The sequence below is a fragment of the Plantactinospora sp. WMMB782 genome (assembly GCF_049179135.1).
In the GTDB taxonomy this organism is placed as follows: Bacteria; Actinomycetota; Actinomycetes; order Mycobacteriales; family Micromonosporaceae; genus Plantactinospora.
Genome location: NZ_JBMHMC010000007.1, coordinates 6,803,854 through 6,818,393 on the forward strand (window position 1 = coordinate 6,803,854; position 14,540 = coordinate 6,818,393).

The 14,540-nt window shown below is 73.3% G+C and carries 12 protein-coding genes; 9 read left to right on the forward strand and 3 right to left on the reverse strand.

Going from position 1 to position 14,540, the window contains the following annotated elements; translation table 11 throughout:
- Positions 1-46 precede the first annotated feature (46 nt).
- Positions 47-1,378 (reverse strand): ergothioneine biosynthesis protein EgtB, encoded by a 1,332-nt coding sequence (gene egtB, locus ACN28A_RS32490; protein ID WP_421401888.1) that lies wholly within the window; start codon positions 1,376-1,378, stop codon positions 47-49.
- Entirely contained in the window at positions 1,375-2,604 is a 1,230-nt protein-coding gene (gene egtA, locus ACN28A_RS32495) for an ergothioneine biosynthesis glutamate--cysteine ligase EgtA (protein WP_421401890.1), read from the reverse strand. The genes egtB and egtA overlap by 4 nt, the downstream gene beginning before the upstream one ends.
- Before the next feature lie 131 nt (positions 2,605-2,735).
- Here egtA and ACN28A_RS32500 point away from each other — a divergent pair, with 131 nt between their 5' ends.
- The 8 genes from ACN28A_RS32500 (at position 2,736) to ACN28A_RS32535 (ending at position 11,279) form a co-directional block, all read left to right on the forward strand.
- Complete coding sequence (locus ACN28A_RS32500; RefSeq protein WP_421401891.1) at positions 2,736-3,095, forward strand: ArsR/SmtB family transcription factor; 360 nt, start codon at positions 2,736-2,738, stop codon at positions 3,093-3,095.
- Positions 3,092-4,018, forward strand: a complete 927-nt coding sequence (locus tag ACN28A_RS32505; RefSeq protein WP_421401893.1) for an SRPBCC family protein — start codon at positions 3,092-3,094, stop codon at positions 4,016-4,018. The genes ACN28A_RS32500 and ACN28A_RS32505 overlap by 4 nt, the downstream gene beginning before the upstream one ends.
- A gap of 122 nt (positions 4,019-4,140) precedes the next feature.
- Complete coding sequence (locus ACN28A_RS32510; RefSeq protein WP_421401896.1) at positions 4,141-5,493, forward strand: ABC transporter substrate-binding protein; 1,353 nt, start codon at positions 4,141-4,143, stop codon at positions 5,491-5,493.
- Entirely contained in the window at positions 5,490-6,410 is a 921-nt protein-coding gene (locus tag ACN28A_RS32515) for a carbohydrate ABC transporter permease (RefSeq protein WP_421401898.1), read from the forward strand. The genes ACN28A_RS32510 and ACN28A_RS32515 overlap by 4 nt, the downstream gene beginning before the upstream one ends.
- The gene (locus ACN28A_RS32520; protein WP_421401901.1) at positions 6,407-7,228 is read left to right on the forward strand and encodes a carbohydrate ABC transporter permease; all 822 of its coding nucleotides are present in this window, start codon (positions 6,407-6,409) and stop codon (positions 7,226-7,228) included. The genes ACN28A_RS32515 and ACN28A_RS32520 overlap by 4 nt, the downstream gene beginning before the upstream one ends.
- Before the next feature lie 12 nt (positions 7,229-7,240).
- Positions 7,241-8,332 carry an ABC transporter ATP-binding protein gene (locus ACN28A_RS32525; RefSeq protein ID WP_421401903.1) on the forward strand — a complete coding sequence of 364 codons (1,092 nt, stop codon included), beginning with the start codon at positions 7,241-7,243 and terminating at the stop codon, positions 8,330-8,332.
- 138 nt (positions 8,333-8,470) lie between these two features.
- Entirely contained in the window at positions 8,471-9,895 is a 1,425-nt protein-coding gene (locus ACN28A_RS32530; protein WP_421401906.1) for a serine/threonine-protein kinase, read from the forward strand.
- 121 nt (positions 9,896-10,016) lie between these two features.
- Entirely contained in the window at positions 10,017-11,279 is a 1,263-nt protein-coding gene (locus tag ACN28A_RS32535; RefSeq protein WP_421401908.1) for a nucleotide sugar dehydrogenase, read from the forward strand.
- Between the two features lie 282 nt (positions 11,280-11,561).
- Here ACN28A_RS32535 and ACN28A_RS32540 read toward each other — a convergent pair whose 3' ends face one another.
- The gene (locus tag ACN28A_RS32540) at positions 11,562-12,740 is read right to left on the reverse strand and encodes a glycosyltransferase (protein WP_421401911.1); all 1,179 of its coding nucleotides are present in this window, start codon (positions 12,738-12,740) and stop codon (positions 11,562-11,564) included.
- Between the two features lie 355 nt (positions 12,741-13,095).
- On the opposite strand from ACN28A_RS32540, the gene ACN28A_RS32545 reads away from it, so the two are divergent.
- Positions 13,096-14,124, forward strand: a complete 1,029-nt coding sequence (locus ACN28A_RS32545) for an amidohydrolase family protein (protein ID WP_421401913.1) — start codon at positions 13,096-13,098, stop codon at positions 14,122-14,124.
- Positions 14,125-14,540: the final 416 nt, after the last annotated feature.

The window sequence follows — 14,540 nt, forward strand, 5'->3', positions numbered from 1 at the left end:
GCCACGACACCGCCCCGGTCCGGACCGTCGGCGGGGTCGGCACCGGTCACGCGGTCTCGTCCGGCCGGGCGTCCCGGGCACAGCGGAAGCCGCTGAAGATCTGCCGGCGGATCGGCAGGTCCCAGTTGCGGAACGTGCCCCGGCAGGCGACCGGGTCGGTGCCGAAGGAACCGCCCCGCAACACCCGGTAGCCGGAGCCGAAGAAGACCTCGGAGTACTCCGGGTAGGGAAAGGCGGCGAACCCGGGATAGCCGACGAACGGACTGGAGGTCCACTCCCAGACGTCCCCGACCAGCTGGTGCACGCCGAGCGGTGATGCACCCGCCGGGTACGCCCCGACCGGTGCCGGTGCGAGGTGCCGCTGCCCGAGGTTGGCGTGCTCCGGCGTCGGGTCCTCGTCGCCCCAGGGATAGCGGCGGGACCGGCCGCTGACCGGATCCCAGCGGGCGGCCTTCTCCCACTCGGCCTCGGTCGGCAGCCGCTTGCCGGCCCAGGCGGCGTACGCCTCGGCCTCGTGGAAGCTGACGTGCACCACCGGCTCGTCCGGGACCAGCGGGGCGAACCGGCCGAACCGGGTGTAGCCCCAACCGGCGCCGTCACGCCGCCAGTGCATCGGCGCCGTCAACCCGGCCGAGCAGCGGTGCTGCCAGCCCGGCTCGCTCCACCAACGCGGGTCGGCGTAACCGCCGTCGGCGACGAAGGCGAGGTACGCCGCGTTCGTCACCGGCGCCGCGTCGATGGCGTACGCCGGCAGTTCGACCGGGTGCCCGGGACGCTCGTTGTCCAGCGCCCACGGGTCGGTGGAGGTACCCATGTCGAACCGACCGGCCGGAACCAGCACCTCCCCGCCGACCGCCACGGCCGCGGCCGGCGGTGCGGGTGCGGCGAGCACCGGTGGGCCGGCCCGGAGCTGGTGGGTGGCGAGCATGGTCTCGTCGTGCTGCTGCTCGTGCTGGGCGATCATGCCGAAGGCGAACCCGTCGGCGACCAGCCGGCTGCCGTCGAAGCGGATGCCGTCGAGCAGGTCGAAGACCTTGTCCCGGACCGTCGACACGTAGCGTCGGGCCTCGGCCGGGCCGAGCAGCGGCAGGGCCGGCCGGTCCCGGCGGGGGTGTTTGAAGGCGTCGTAGAGGTCGTCGATGTCCTGCCGCACCGGCTCGCGACCGCCGACGTCGCGGACCAGCCAGAGTTCCTCCTGGTTGCCGACGTGGGCGAGGTCCCAGACCAGCGGGGACATGATCGGCGAGTGCTGCCGGACCAGGTCGTCGTCGTCGACCGCTTCGGTGAGCCGGACGCTGCGCTCCCGGGCCCGGGTCAGTTCGGTGGCGATCCGGCCGCGCAGCGACTCGCTCGGTGGGCTGTCCGATCGGGTGGTCATGGTGATCCCTTCCGCGCGGCGGCGAGCCGCCGCGCCACGATCCGGGTGATCTCCTCGCGGGTCGCCGGGGGCAGACCGGTGCGGTCCAGCGACCGCAGGGCGAGGTCGAGCAGGGTGTTCGCCGCTCCGGCCAGCAGCGGGTCGCGCAGCCCCTGCCGGGCCGCCGCCCACCACCGGCCGGCGACCGGTTCACAGGCGGCGCGGGCGGCGTCCCGGGTCCGGTCGTCGCCGAGCAGCGCGGCGAGCACGCCGACCGGGGCGATCCACTCCGGGCCGGGCTGCGCGTCGAGGTAGCGGATCTCCAGGTAGCCCCGGGGGCGTACCGGCGGGAAGAGGGTGCTGAGGTGGTAGTCGAGGTCGTCGGTGGTCGGTGGTCGGGGCAGCGCGCCGGCCAGCCAGTCCCGGAAGGTGATCCCGGGCGGGACGGTCCAGTCCGGGCCGTCCCGGCGCACGCAGAGCAGCGGGGCGGCCAGCGCGTAACGGACCCAGGCGTCGACCGGGTCCGCCGAGTCCGACGCGGGTGACCAGGCCGGACGGGTCCGGGCCGGGTCGATGTACTGCCAGGCGGCCGTCCGGGCCGACGCCCAGCCGGTGTCCCGACCGGCATGCCGGCGGGCGGTGGCGAAGGTCGCGAGCAGTGCCGGACCGAACGCGTGCGCGGCGGCCCACCGCCCGGCGAAGTCGGAGGCGGTGCCGGCGTCCAGGCAGACCTGGAGGCCGGCGGTGCTGTACATCATGGTCCGGCCGGCGGCGCCGAGCCGGTCGAAGGCACAGCGCATCGCGCGGTACCGGGGGGTGTCGACCACCGGCGTCGGCGGCCGGTGCGGATCGATGCCGGTGTCGCCGGCAACCAGTCCGGCGGTGCCGAGCAGCTGGGTGAGGTGGGCGAGGTCGGAGTTGGTGCTCTCGTGCAACTCGCCGAGGGAGCGACGCGGGGCGGTGGAGATCTCCACCTGGCCACCGGGCTCCACGCTTACCGTGCCCGAACGGGGCAGCGGTTGGGCGGGGCTGTGCGGGTCGAGGGTCGTCGGGGCGTACGGGCCGAGTGCGGTGCGCAGCCGGACCGGGTCGACCGGTCGGCTCGGAACGGCCGCGTCGTGCACGGTCCATTCCAGTTCCACGCCGGTGAGGGCGGGTGGTCCGGTCTTGAAGCAGATCCTGGCGACGTAACCCTCGGCGTCCTCGATCGCCCGCAGGATCGTGGCGCTGTCCAGGTCGGATGGCATCAGCGCGGGTCCCTCCCTCCGTGGAACCGACTCCCCTTACCCGGATCTCGGCGGCCCAACCTCCGGGGTACTGCCGACGACGAGGCCATATGCCTTGACGGGAATATTACTGAGTCGGTATGTTCGCGGTCATGGCCACGCCGTTCGAAGTCCTCGCCGAGCCCGTCCGGCGACACATCCTGGACCTGCTGCGGGAACGCCCGCGCTCGGTCGGCGAACTGACCGAACAGTTGGGGCTGACCCAGCCGGGCACCTCGAAACACCTCCGGGTGCTGCGCGACGCCGGGCTGGTCCGGGTCCGCCCCGAGGCGCAGCGTCGCTGGTATGAACTCTGCCCCGAACCGCTGGCCGAGCTGGACGCCTGGCTCGCACCGTACCGCTGGATGTGGTCCGGTCGGCTCGATGCGCTTGAACAGCATCTGAACACCATGCCATCGGGGTCCGACACTTCCACCCGCCCCGGGCAGCCGCAAGCCGAGGAGATGTCGTGAACGAGAGTCTGAAGACCGCGGACGGGCGCCAGGTGCTGCGCATCGAGCGCCGGCTGCCACATCCGCCGGAGAAGGTCTGGCCGGCCGTCACCGAGCCCGAGCACCTCCGCGAGTGGTTTCCCGCCGAGGTACGGCTGGACCCCCGGGTCGGCGGCCGGATGACCTTCAGCTTCGGCTCCGCCGCCGAGGACGCGCCGGAGTCGGTCGGCCGGGTCGACGCGTACGACCCGCCCCGGCTCTTCGCCTTCAGCTGGGAGGAGGAACTCTTCCGGATCGAGTTGCATCCGGACGGTCCCGGATGCCTGCTGGTGTTCAGCCACGTCTTCGACGACCGGGCCGGCGCGGCGAGCTTCGCCTCCGGTTGGCAGATCTGCCTGGAGACCCTGGACGGGCTGCTGGACGGCCGGGCGGCCGACCACTCGCTACGCCCGTCGGCTCGGCTGCACGAGTCGTACGTCGAACGGTTCGGACTGGCCGACGGCGTCGTCGAGACCACCGGGGACGGCTGGCGGGTGCGCTTCGAACGCCAACTGACCCGGCCCGCCGAGGCGGTCTGGGCAGTCCTCGGCGGGACCGCGGCAAGGGGCGGGACCACCACACAGGACGGGACCGCGGCACCGGGTGGGACCGCCGCGTCGGGCCGGCCGCCGGCGGGCTTCACCACCGACGAGTTCCCGGCCGGGCAGGTCACCGCGCTGGACGCCCCGACCCTGCTGGAGTACGCCTGGGAAGCCGCCGGAGCACCCGCCGGCCGGATCCGCTGGCACCTGACCGAGGGCACCGGACACGGCGCCCGGCTGGTACTCGAACAGACCGGCCCGGCCGGCACCGCCGGGAACGGGGCGACCGCGCTGGCCGCCTGGCGGGCCCGGATCGAACCACTCGCCCGGCAACTGGCCGAGGAGGCCGACCGGCAGCCGTAGCGGCGCTCCCGACTTGACACCAAGCTTGCGAATATGTGCACTTGTGACACTCCGCACCAGCCGGCACCGGTGCCCGCTCAGCAGTCGAACCGGGCCGGCGACCACCGTCACGGGGAGGCACGATGGCACGACACGCAGGCACGTCCGGCCTGGACCTGCGGCTCGACCGGCGGCGGCTACTCGGGCTCGGCGTCGCCGCCGGGGCCGCTCCGCTGCTGGGCGCCTGCGGCGGGGCCTCGACCACCGGGTCCGACGCCGAAGGGGCGATCACCTTCCTCTCCACCCAGTTCACCCCGGTCGAGGAGCGGCAGCGCTTCGAGCAGATCCTCCGGGACAAGGTCGGCGGCGGCGCGGTGGCGTACAACACCGTCGAGCCGAACATCTTCTCCTCGACCATCACCTCGCAGGTGGGCGCCGGCCGGGTCGAGGTCAGCCTGGCCGGCGGGCTGCACGGCGACTTCGCCCCGCACGCCGACAAGTTCGAGAACCTCGACGAGCTGGCCGGCAAGCTGGCCGACCGCGGCTTCCCGACCGACATCGCCGAGCTGGGCAGGCTGGCCGGCGGCGCCACCACATACCTGCCCTGGATGCAGGCGTCCTACGTGCTCGCCGTCAACAAGCGGGCGTTGCAGTGGCTGCCCAGCGGCGCCGACGTGCAGAACCTGACGTACGACCAGTTCCTGACCTGGGTCGGCGACGCCCGACGGGCCAACGGGAACAAGCCGGTCCTCGGCCTGCCGTGCGGCCCCAAGGGGCTCTACCACCGGTTCTTCCAGGGCTACCTGCTGCCGAGCTTCACCGGCGGCCAGATGACCACCTTCCGCAACCCGGACGCGGTGCGGGCCTGGCAGTACATGCTCGAGCTGTGGGCGCAGACCGCACCGGCGTCGACGAACTACGACAACATGCAGGAGCCGTTGCAGCGCGGCGAGGTGCTGATCGCCTGGGACCACGTCGCCCGGCTGGTCAACGCCCCGGCCGACAAGCCCGACGACTGGGTGATGGCACCCGCGCCGCGCGGGCCGAAGGGGCTCGGCTACATGCTGGTGGTGGCCGGCCTGGCCATCCCGAAGGGGGCACCGGAGCCGGACCGGGCACGCCAGGTGATCGAGGCGTTGACCACCCCGGACGTGCAGCTCGAGGTGTTGCGCCGCAACGCCTTCTTCCCGGTGGTCTCCGCCACCCTCCCGGACGACCTGCCGCCGGCGGTGGCCCTGGAGGCCGAGGCGGTCCGCCGGCAGCAGGACGCCGGGGATGCCGTGGTCGCGCTGCCGCCGGTCGGGTTGGGTGCCAAGGACGGTGAGGTCTCGCAGATCTTCAAGAACTGCTTCAAGGAGATCTGCCTGGACCGCCGGCCCGTGCAGCAGGTCCTGGACCGGCAGGCGCAGCAGCTCAACACCATCCTGGCCGAGACGAAGGTGCCGTGCTGGCGCCCGGACCCGGTCGAGGCGGGGCAGCCGTGCCGGGTGCAGTGAGCACCGCGGCCGATCCGGCGCCTGCCGGACCGGCGGCACCGCCCCGCCAGCCGGGCCGCCCCCGCCGGCGGCCCCGGGTGCCGACGGCGGCCCTGCTGGTCGCCCCCTCGGTGGTGTTCCTGGCCGCGCTCTTCCTCTGGCCGATCGTGGTCGGCGTCGGGCAGGCGTTCACCGGTGCCGACGGGCCCACCACGGCACACCTGCGCCGGATGCTCGACGACCCCTACTTCTGGACGGCCACCCGGAACACCGCGCTGCTGATCGTGGTGCTGATCCCGTTGCAGTTCGCCTTCGCACTGGCGATGGCGCTGCTGCTGCGGGAGCGGCCGAGGCTGTCGTCGTTCTACTTCTACGTCTGGTGCGTACCGCTGGCGATCAGCGACCTGGCCGCCGGGCTGGTCTGGCTGTCGATCTTCGCCGACCGTGGGTACCTCAACTCGGTGCTGGCCCAGCTCGGGCTCGGTGACGGCTACGCCTGGCTGTCGTACGACAGCACCGGCACCATGTTCCTGGCGATCCTGCTGGCCGAGCTGTGGCGGGCCACCTCGCTGGTACTCGTGATAGTGGTCGCCGGATTGCAGAACATCCCCCGCGACTACGACGAGGCGGCGGCGGTCTTCGGCGCGACCTACTGGCAGCGGCTGCGGCACGTCATCCTGCCGCAGCTGCGGCCGAGCCTCCAGGTGGCGCTGATCCTGCGGACCATCCTCGGGTTGCAGACCTTCGCGGTCGCCCAGGCGCTCACCGGGCGGAGCTTCCCGCTGCTTGTCGGCGAGACCTACCAGTGGTACGTGACGTTGCAGAACGAGCGGGTCTCGGCGGCGATCGCCCTGGTGATCCTGCTGATGTCGCTCGGCACCGCGGTGGTCTACCTGCGGGTGCTGCGCGATCCGGCGGCGACCGGTGGTGGCCGGTGAGCCGGTCCCGGGCGGCCCGGCGGCGCACCGTCGCGATCCAGGCCGCTTGCGTGCTGGTGACCCTCTTCATGGGGCTGCCGATCTATCTGATCGCGCTGGCCGCGCTCTCCAGCCGGGAGTCGCTGAACCGGTTCCCGCTCTCGCTGCTGCCCACCGACGTCTCGACCGAGACGATGCGGGTCTTCCTGGACAGCACCGGGGTGGTCGGCGGGTTCCAGAACTCCGTCGAGGTGGGCCTGCTCAGCCTGGCCCTGTCGCTGGCCCTGGGGGTGCCGGCCGGCTACGCCGTGGCCCGGTACGCCTTCCGGGGCCGGGAGCCGTACCAGCTCTTCCTGCTGCTCACCCGGGCGCTGCCGATCGTGGTGCTCTCGGTGCCGCTGGCCCGGGTCTTCCTGGCCACCGGCCTCTACGACAGCACGTACGCGGTCGCGCTGCTGCACACCGCGCTGACCCTGCCGACCACCGTGCTGATCACGTCGGCGATCTTCGTGGCGGTGCCGGTGGAGCACGAGGAGGCGGCGATGGTCTTCGGGGCCAGCGCACCGCGCGCCTTCGCCCGGGTGGTACTCCCGCAGGCGCTGCCCGGGATCGCCGCCGCCGCCATCTTCGCCTTCGTCACCTCCTGGAACGAGGTGCTCGGCGCGGCCGTGCTCACCCTGAACCGGCGCACCCTGCCGGCCCAGGTGCTCTCGACGCTCGCCGACTCGCCGCTGGCGTTCCGGTTCGCCGGAGGCTTCGCGCTTGTCGTGCCGGCGCTGGTCTTCATCGCGTTCATGCGCCGCTACCTGTTGAACATGTGGGGAACCACGATCCGCTGAGAGGAACGAGCGTTGGCCGAGATCGTGCTGCGGAACCTGGTGAAGACGTATCCGGGCACCCGCACCCCCGCCACCGACGACATCAGCCTGGAGGTGCGCGACGGCGAGTTCCTGGTGCTGGTCGGGCCGAGCGGCTGCGGCAAGACCACCCTGCTCCGGATGATCGCCGGGCTGGAGACCCCGGACTCCGGCACGGTGACGATCGGCGGCCGGGACGTGACGGACCTGCCGGCCCGGCAGCGCGGCCTGTCGATGGTCTTCCAGTCGTACGCGATCTGGCCGCACATGCGGGTGCGGCAGAACATCGCGTTCGGGCTGGCGATGCGGAAGACCCCGAAGGCGGAGATCGACCGGCGGGTCGGCGAGGCGGCCGAGCTGCTGCACCTGACGGAGTTCCTGGACCGCTATCCGGCGCAGCTCTCCGGCGGGCAGCGGCAGCGTGTCGCGGTGGCCCGGGCGATCGTCACCGACGCCGACGTGCTGCTGATGGACGAGCCGCTGTCCAATCTGGACGCCCTGCTCCGGATGGAGTTCCGCACCGAGCTGAAGCGGATCGTCGGCAAGCTCGGCACCACCACCGTCTACGTGACGCACGACCAGGCCGAGGCGCTCTCCCTCGGCGACCGGATCGCGGTGCTCCGCAGCGGTCGGGTCGCCCAGGTCGGCCCGCCGCTCGACGTCTACGACAGCCCGGCCGACGAGTTCGTCGGCGGCTTCCTCGGCGCCCCGCCGATGAACTTCCTGCCGGCCCGGCTGGAGCGCGCCGACGGCGCCCCCCGGCTGCGCATCGGCGACCAGTCGACCGCCGCGCCGGCCGGGCTCGCCGACCATCCCGGTACCGACGTGACGGTGGGGGTGCGGGCCGAGAACATCGAGGTGTTCGACGCCGACGGGCCGGGCCGGCTGGCCGCCCGGGTCGAGGTGGTGGAGCCGACCGGGGCGGCCATCCTGCTCACCGTGGAGCTGGCCGGCCGCCAGCTCAAGGTGCAGGCGCCGCCGACGTTCCGGATCGGTCCCGGCAGCCCGGTCTGGCTCGCCGTCGACCCGGACCGGATGCGCTGCTACGACCCGGCCGACTCGACCGCGATCACCGTCTCCGGCTGAGCGGGCGGGAGCGGCGACGGCCCACCGGCGCGGTCGGGCTGCCTCGCGGGTACGCTGTGCGGCGCCGCCCCGCCGACCGCCGCCACCTCGTTACGCCGCGATTGCGTGTCCGGCCGCACCGCTGGGTACGGTGTGCACGTGCTGGAATCGGGAGTCCTGCTGAGCGGGCGTTACCGCCTGGACGAGCGTGTCGCCACCGGCGGGATGGGCGACGTGTGGTGCGGTACCGACGTGGTGCTCGGGCGCCGGGTGGCCGTCAAGGTGCTGCTGCCCTCGTTGCTGGCCGACCCCGACTTCATCGCCCGGTTCCGGGCCGAGGCGCGGATGCTGGCCACCCTGCACCATCCGGGCATCGTGCAGGTCTTCGACTACGGCGAGGACGAACTCCCCTCCGGCCGCACCGACTACCTGGTGATGGAGTACGTCGACGGCGAGCCGCTGTCGGCCCGGATCAAGGACAGCGGACGACTCAGCGTGGTCGACTCGATGCACGTGGTGGCCCAGGTCGCCCAGGCGCTGCACGCCGCGCACCAGGGCGGGATCGTGCACCGGGACGTCAAGCCGAGCAACCTGCTGGTGCAGGCCGACGGCACCGTCCGGCTGCTCGACTTCGGCGTCGCCCGGTCGGTGGACATCACCAGCATCACCAGCTCGAACGCGGTGCCGGGCACGGCGCTCTACATGGCCCCGGAGCAGGCCGCCGGCAAGCCCGTCTCGGCGGCCACCGACATCTACGCACTCGGCGCGGTGGCGTACCAGTGCGTGGCCGGGCAGCCGCCGTTCACCGGGGACAACCCGTTGCAGGTCGCGGTCAAGCACCTGCACGAGGACCCGGACCCGTTGCCGGCCGACGTACCCGCGCCGGTGGCCGCGCTGATCGGGCGGGCCCTGGCCAAGGACCCCACCGACCGGTACCCGGACGCGGCGGCGCTGGCCAGGGCGGCCCGGGCCGCCGCGAAGCACCCGGCGGTGGTGGCGGCGGAGGCCGCCGGCGAGGTCTCCGGTGGCGGCATCGCCCCGGCGGAACCGACCGCGGTGACCGGTCTCGGCGTCCGGGCCGCCGCGGGCGGCGCGGGGTTGGCCGGTGGTGCCGGGCGGGACGACGGACCGGGCACCCTGACCGACAACCCGGTGGTCCGCTCCGGCGGCCGGGACCGGGAGCCAGGGCTCGGCGTGCTCACCCTGGCCGGGCTGGCCGCCGTGGTCGGGGTCGGTGCGGCGGTGGTCACCCTCGTGATCGCCTTCCAGATGTCCGGCGACACCCCGGCGAAGAACGCACCACCCTCCCCGACCCCGAACAGCACCGCGACGGTCGGTGCCGAGGTGCCGGAGCAGCCGTCGGCGGCGGTGCCGAGCGGGCAGGAGGCGGACTCCCCACGTCCCCGGGACAACCCCCGACCGCGCCCGTCGGCCTCGGCGAAGCCGACCGCAACCCCGGACGGGGAGCCGACAGGTGAGCCGACCCGGTCGGCGGCACCGACCAACCCGCCGCCGACCAACCCGCCGACCGGCCCGGCCGACCCGCCAGGTAGCGGCGGCCCGGTCGAGCCCGGGAACGGTTGAGCGCGGCCGCGCGATCTGTCGAACGTGATCGCGAAATACCCTCCTTTATCCAGTTTCGACTGTGATCAACGATAAATGCTCCTAAGGTGTGCACCGTCGTCAAAGTACGGTGGGAGCCTGGATGAGCAGGGAAAAGTTGGTTGTGGTCGGCCAGGGGTACGTCGGGCTGCCGCTCGCGATGGCCGCGGTGGAGTCCGGGCTGGACGTCGTCGGGCTCGACCTCGACACCGACCGGATCAAGCGGCTCGGCAGCGGGGAGTCATTCGTCGAGGACATCTCCGAGCAGCGACTCGGTGCCGCACTCGCCACCGGCCGTTACCTGCCGACGAGCGACTACGCCGACGCCCGGGACTTCGACGTCTGCGTGATCAGCGTGCCGACACCACTGCGGGACGGCGTACCGGACCTGAGCTACGTGGAGCAGGCCGGTTCGGCCCTCGCCCCGTACGTCCGGCGCGGCTGCACCGTGATCCTGGAGTCGACCACCTATCCCGGCACCACCGAGGAACTGCTCCGGCCACTCCTCGAATCCGGCAGCGGTCTGCACAGCCCGGAGGACTTCCACCTCGGCTACAGTCCCGAGCGGATCGACCCCGGCAACCCGGTCTGGAAGCTGGAGAACACCCCGAAGGTGGTCTCCGGGATGGGACCGGCCGCCCTGGACCGGGTCGACTCGTTCTACCGCCGGATCGTGCGGCAGACCGTACCCGTCGACTCGACCCGGGTCGCCGAACTCACCAAGCTGATCGAGAACACGTTCCGCCAGGTCAACGTTGCGCTCGTCAACGAACTGGCGACCTTCAGCCACCAGCTCGACATCGACATCTGGCAGGCCATCGACGCGGCGGCGACCAAGCCCTTCGGGTTCATGTCCTTCCGGCCGGGCCCCGGCATCGGCGGGCACTGCCTGCCGATCGACCCCTGCTACCTCTCCTGGCAGGTCAAACGCAGGCTCGGCCGGCAGTTCCGGTTCGTCGAGCTGGCCAGCGACATCAACCACGCCATGCCGGAGTACGTGGCGCAGCGCGTGATGGCCGGGCTGAGCAGCCGGGGCCGCGCACTGCGCGGGGCACGGTTGCTGATGATCGGGCTCGCGTACAAGAAGAACACCGGTGACCTGCGGGACTCCCCGGCGATCGACCTGGCCGCCCGGCTGCACGCGCTCGGCGCCCGGATCAGGGCGGTGGAGCCGCACGCCGACCCCCGCCACGTACCGACCGCGTTGTCGATCGTCGAGTTGACCGAGCACGAGGTCCGGGCCGCCGACGCGGTGGTGGTGGTGACGGACCACGACGGGCTCGACTACGACATGATCATGAGGACCGCCCGGTACGTCTTTGACAGCCGCGACCGCTGCCGCGGGCCGGTTGTCGAACGCCTCTGACGACCTGTCCGGGCTGAGCCCGTCCCCTGTCCGCCTCTGCCCGGGGTGGTCCGCGCGGACCACGCGACGTCGACGCCCACGGGGCACCCGACGTCGACGCGCACGGGCCGGGCGGCGCCAACGGGGCCGGGCTATCCGACATCGACAACCACGGGCCACGCGGCGCCAACGGGTTCGGGCCACCCGAGGCCGGCGGGCGCAGACCACGGGATGTCAGGAGCGCAGGCCACCGGATGTCAGGGGCGCAGGCCACCCGATGCCAGGGGCGCAGGCCACCGGATGTCAGCGGGCGCGGGCCACGGCGCCGACGGGCTCGACGCGTTCTGCCGGCCAGCGGCACCGGGCCGTCGCGAGCCGGTGGTAGAGGTCCCGGGTGGCGGCCACCAGTCGGGGCGTACCGAACGCCTCCCTGGTCTCGGCCTGTGCGGTCCGGCCCATCCGGAGCCGCAACTCGTCGTCGGCCAGCAGCCGCAACACCGCGCGGGCCAGTCCGTCGACGTCCCGCCGCTCGCAGAGCAGCCCGGTGCGGCCGTTCCGGACCACCTCGGCCGTACCGCCGACGTCGGTCGCCACCACCGGCCGGCCGGCGTGCCCGGCCTCGACAAGCGTCAGCGGCGTACCCTCGTGATCCGAGGTCTGCACCACCAGGTCGGCTGCGGCATAGACCGTCTCCAGGTCGGACCGCCAGGGCAGGTAGATCACCGGAAGCCGGCTGGCGGCGGCCGTACGGACCGTCTCGGCCAACCGGTCGCCCTCGCCGCAGACCACGATCCGGGTCTCCGGCCGGGTACGTCGGACCGCCCGGGCCACCCGGAGGAACCGGTCCGGCCGGCTGACCGCGCTGAGCGGGCCGACGTACGCCACCACCGGCCCGTCACCGGGCAGCCCGAGGGTTTGCCGGGCGTGCTCCGGTTCGGGCAGCGGGGACAGGCTCGCCGCCGGTGGCATCACCGTGTACTGGTCGGGGCGGCCGATCGAGGCGGCCAGGAGTTCGTCGCGTACCCGGGCACCGACCGCGACCAGGGCGTGGCTGGTCCGGGCCAGCATCCGCTCGGCAGCCGCGACCGCCCGGCCGGCGTCGGCCAGCGGGTGCGTGTGGAAGCTGTGCACCCGGATCGGCACCCGGCAGGCGGCTGCCGCGACCCGACCCAGCGCGCCCGCCCGCAGATCGTGGCTGTGCAGCAGGTCCGGCTGGAACTGCCGGATCTCCGCGACCAGCGCGGCCAGCGCCCGGAGGTTGTCGGCCGGCCGGACCGGACTCCGGAGCGCGGGCAGCACCCGGACCGGTACGTCGCTGGCCCGCAACCGGCGGTAGTCGCTGGTGCCCGGCTCGACCGGGCCCGCGTACAGCCGCTGTTCGAAGCGGTCCGGATCCAGCCCCCGCATCAGCGCGCCGACCTGCGGCGCGGCCTCGCCCACAGCCATTCGGGAGATGACCCGCAGCACCCGAAGCGGTCGCATGACCAGACCTTTCGCGCGTCGAGGCGCCGCCGTCCGAGGATCAGTGGCGCCGAAATCATCCTTTTGATCCCGTTATACGTGGTATCCGTGCAGCTCGGTCGATGATCGGGAAAATCAGCAGGGTCGACAGCCACCCGGAACCGGCACGGCAGGAACGGCCGCAGGACCACCAGCCCCTGGCGGCCCGCCAGGGCGACCAGGGCGACCAGCCCGAGGCCGCCGTCCACCGTGCGGCGCCCGGCCGGATGGTGGCCGGCAGGCGACCCGCCCGGCGGGTAGGGTGGCGGACCATGGCGGCGCGATTCCGGACGGGTTCCGCCCCGGGTGCCGGTCGGGCGCGGTGAGCGTAATCCGGGTGCGTGGACGTGCCCTCCCCGACGGTGACTGGGTCGACCTGTACGCCGACGGCGACCGCTGGACCACCGATCCGGTTGGCGGCGCCGACCTGGTCGCGGAAGGCTGGTTGCTGCCCGGCCTGGTCGACGCACACACCCACCCCGGGGCCGCAGCGCCGGGCAACCCACTCGACGAGGAACTCCTCCGCGACGACCTGGGCCTGCACGCCGCGCACGGAGTGACCCTGGTCCGCGCGCCGGGCCTGGCCGCCGAGCCACCGTCCTGGTTCGGCACCGACCCCGAACTGCCGCGTGCGTTCCACGCCGGACCGTGGATCGCCCAGCCCGGACAGTTCTTCCCGGACTGGGGCCGGCGGGCCTCCCACGACGACCTGCCGGGAATCGCCGCTGCGCAGGCCGCCCGAACCGGCTGGGCCAAGGTGATCGCCGACTGGCTCCCGGGCGACGACCCGCTGCCGGTGGAGGTGCTCCGGGCAGTGGTGACCGAGGTGCACGCCGTCGGCGGCCGGGTCGCGGTGCACAGCCAGCATGCGCAGGGCGGTGCGGCGGCGGTGGCCGCCGGAGTGGACTCCATCGAACACGGCATGCACCTGGACCCGACCCTGCTGCACCGGATGGCCGAGCAGGGCGTCGCGCTGACGCCCACGCTGGCGGTGATCGCCGGCATACCGCGGCGGCTGCGCGACGACGCCGACGCCCGGCGCCGGAGCTGGGCCGTCGGCGGCGCCGCCGCGCACGGACCGCTTGCCGCAGCCGCTGCCGAGGCCGGGGTGACACTGCTTGCCGGCACCGACTCCCGGCCGCACGGACGGGTCGCCGACGAGGTGCGCGCGCTGGTGGCCGCCGGTGTACGCCCGCACCTCGCGCTCGGTGCCGCGTCCTGGACCGCCCGGGCCTATCTCGGACTGCCGGGTCTGGTGCCAGGTGCTCCCGCCGATGCCGTCGTCTACCCTGACGACCCGCGCGGGGACCTCGGACTGTTGGACCGGCCGAGCAGGGTGGTGCTGCGCGGCCGGCTCGTCCGGTAGCCGACCCGACCGTCCGCCGCCCCGCCGGGTCCCGCCCGTCCGGAGGGCGTCGGCGGTTCAGCGGCATTCGAGCAGTACCACCGGGGCGTCCCGGGGTTGCCCGCACGGCGTACGTCGGTCACGTCCGGCCGTCGTCCGCCTGATCCACGGCCCACTCCCGGAAGGTACGCCCCGGCGCCCCGGTCGGGATCGCTGACACAGACTGCAACCTCAACGAAGGTTCACGCCAAGCCGCTCCCGGCCGGAGTCGGTTCCGCGACCGGCGCCGCCGGCCACCCAGCCGAGGCAGCGGCGCGACTCCCGGCAGTGCGGCGGCCCGTCCGGTGCGCCCGGCGGCCGGCACGGCGGCGTTTGCGCGTGTTCGCGCGATGGGTATCAGGTCGGCAACACCCCGGCCAGCCGGGTCCGGCAGGTTG

Excerpts from the sequence above, each read along its gene's own strand:
- ACN28A_RS32535 (WP_421401908.1), top strand. The coding sequence starts at position 10,017 with ATGAGCAGGGAAAAGTTGGTTGTGGTCGGCCAGGGGTACGTCGGGCTG.
- egtA (WP_421401890.1), bottom strand. The coding sequence starts at position 2,604 with ATGCCATCCGACCTGGACAGCGCCACGATCCTGCGGGCGATCGAGGAC.
- ACN28A_RS32540 (WP_421401911.1), bottom strand. The coding sequence starts at position 12,740 with ATGCGACCGCTTCGGGTGCTGCGGGTCATCTCCCGAATGGCTGTGGGC.
- ACN28A_RS32500 (WP_421401891.1), top strand. The coding sequence starts at position 2,736 with ATGGCCACGCCGTTCGAAGTCCTCGCCGAGCCCGTCCGGCGACACATC.
- egtB (WP_421401888.1), bottom strand. The coding sequence starts at position 1,378 with ATGACCACCCGATCGGACAGCCCACCGAGCGAGTCGCTGCGCGGCCGG.
- ACN28A_RS32510 (WP_421401896.1), top strand. The coding sequence starts at position 4,141 with ATGGCACGACACGCAGGCACGTCCGGCCTGGACCTGCGGCTCGACCGG.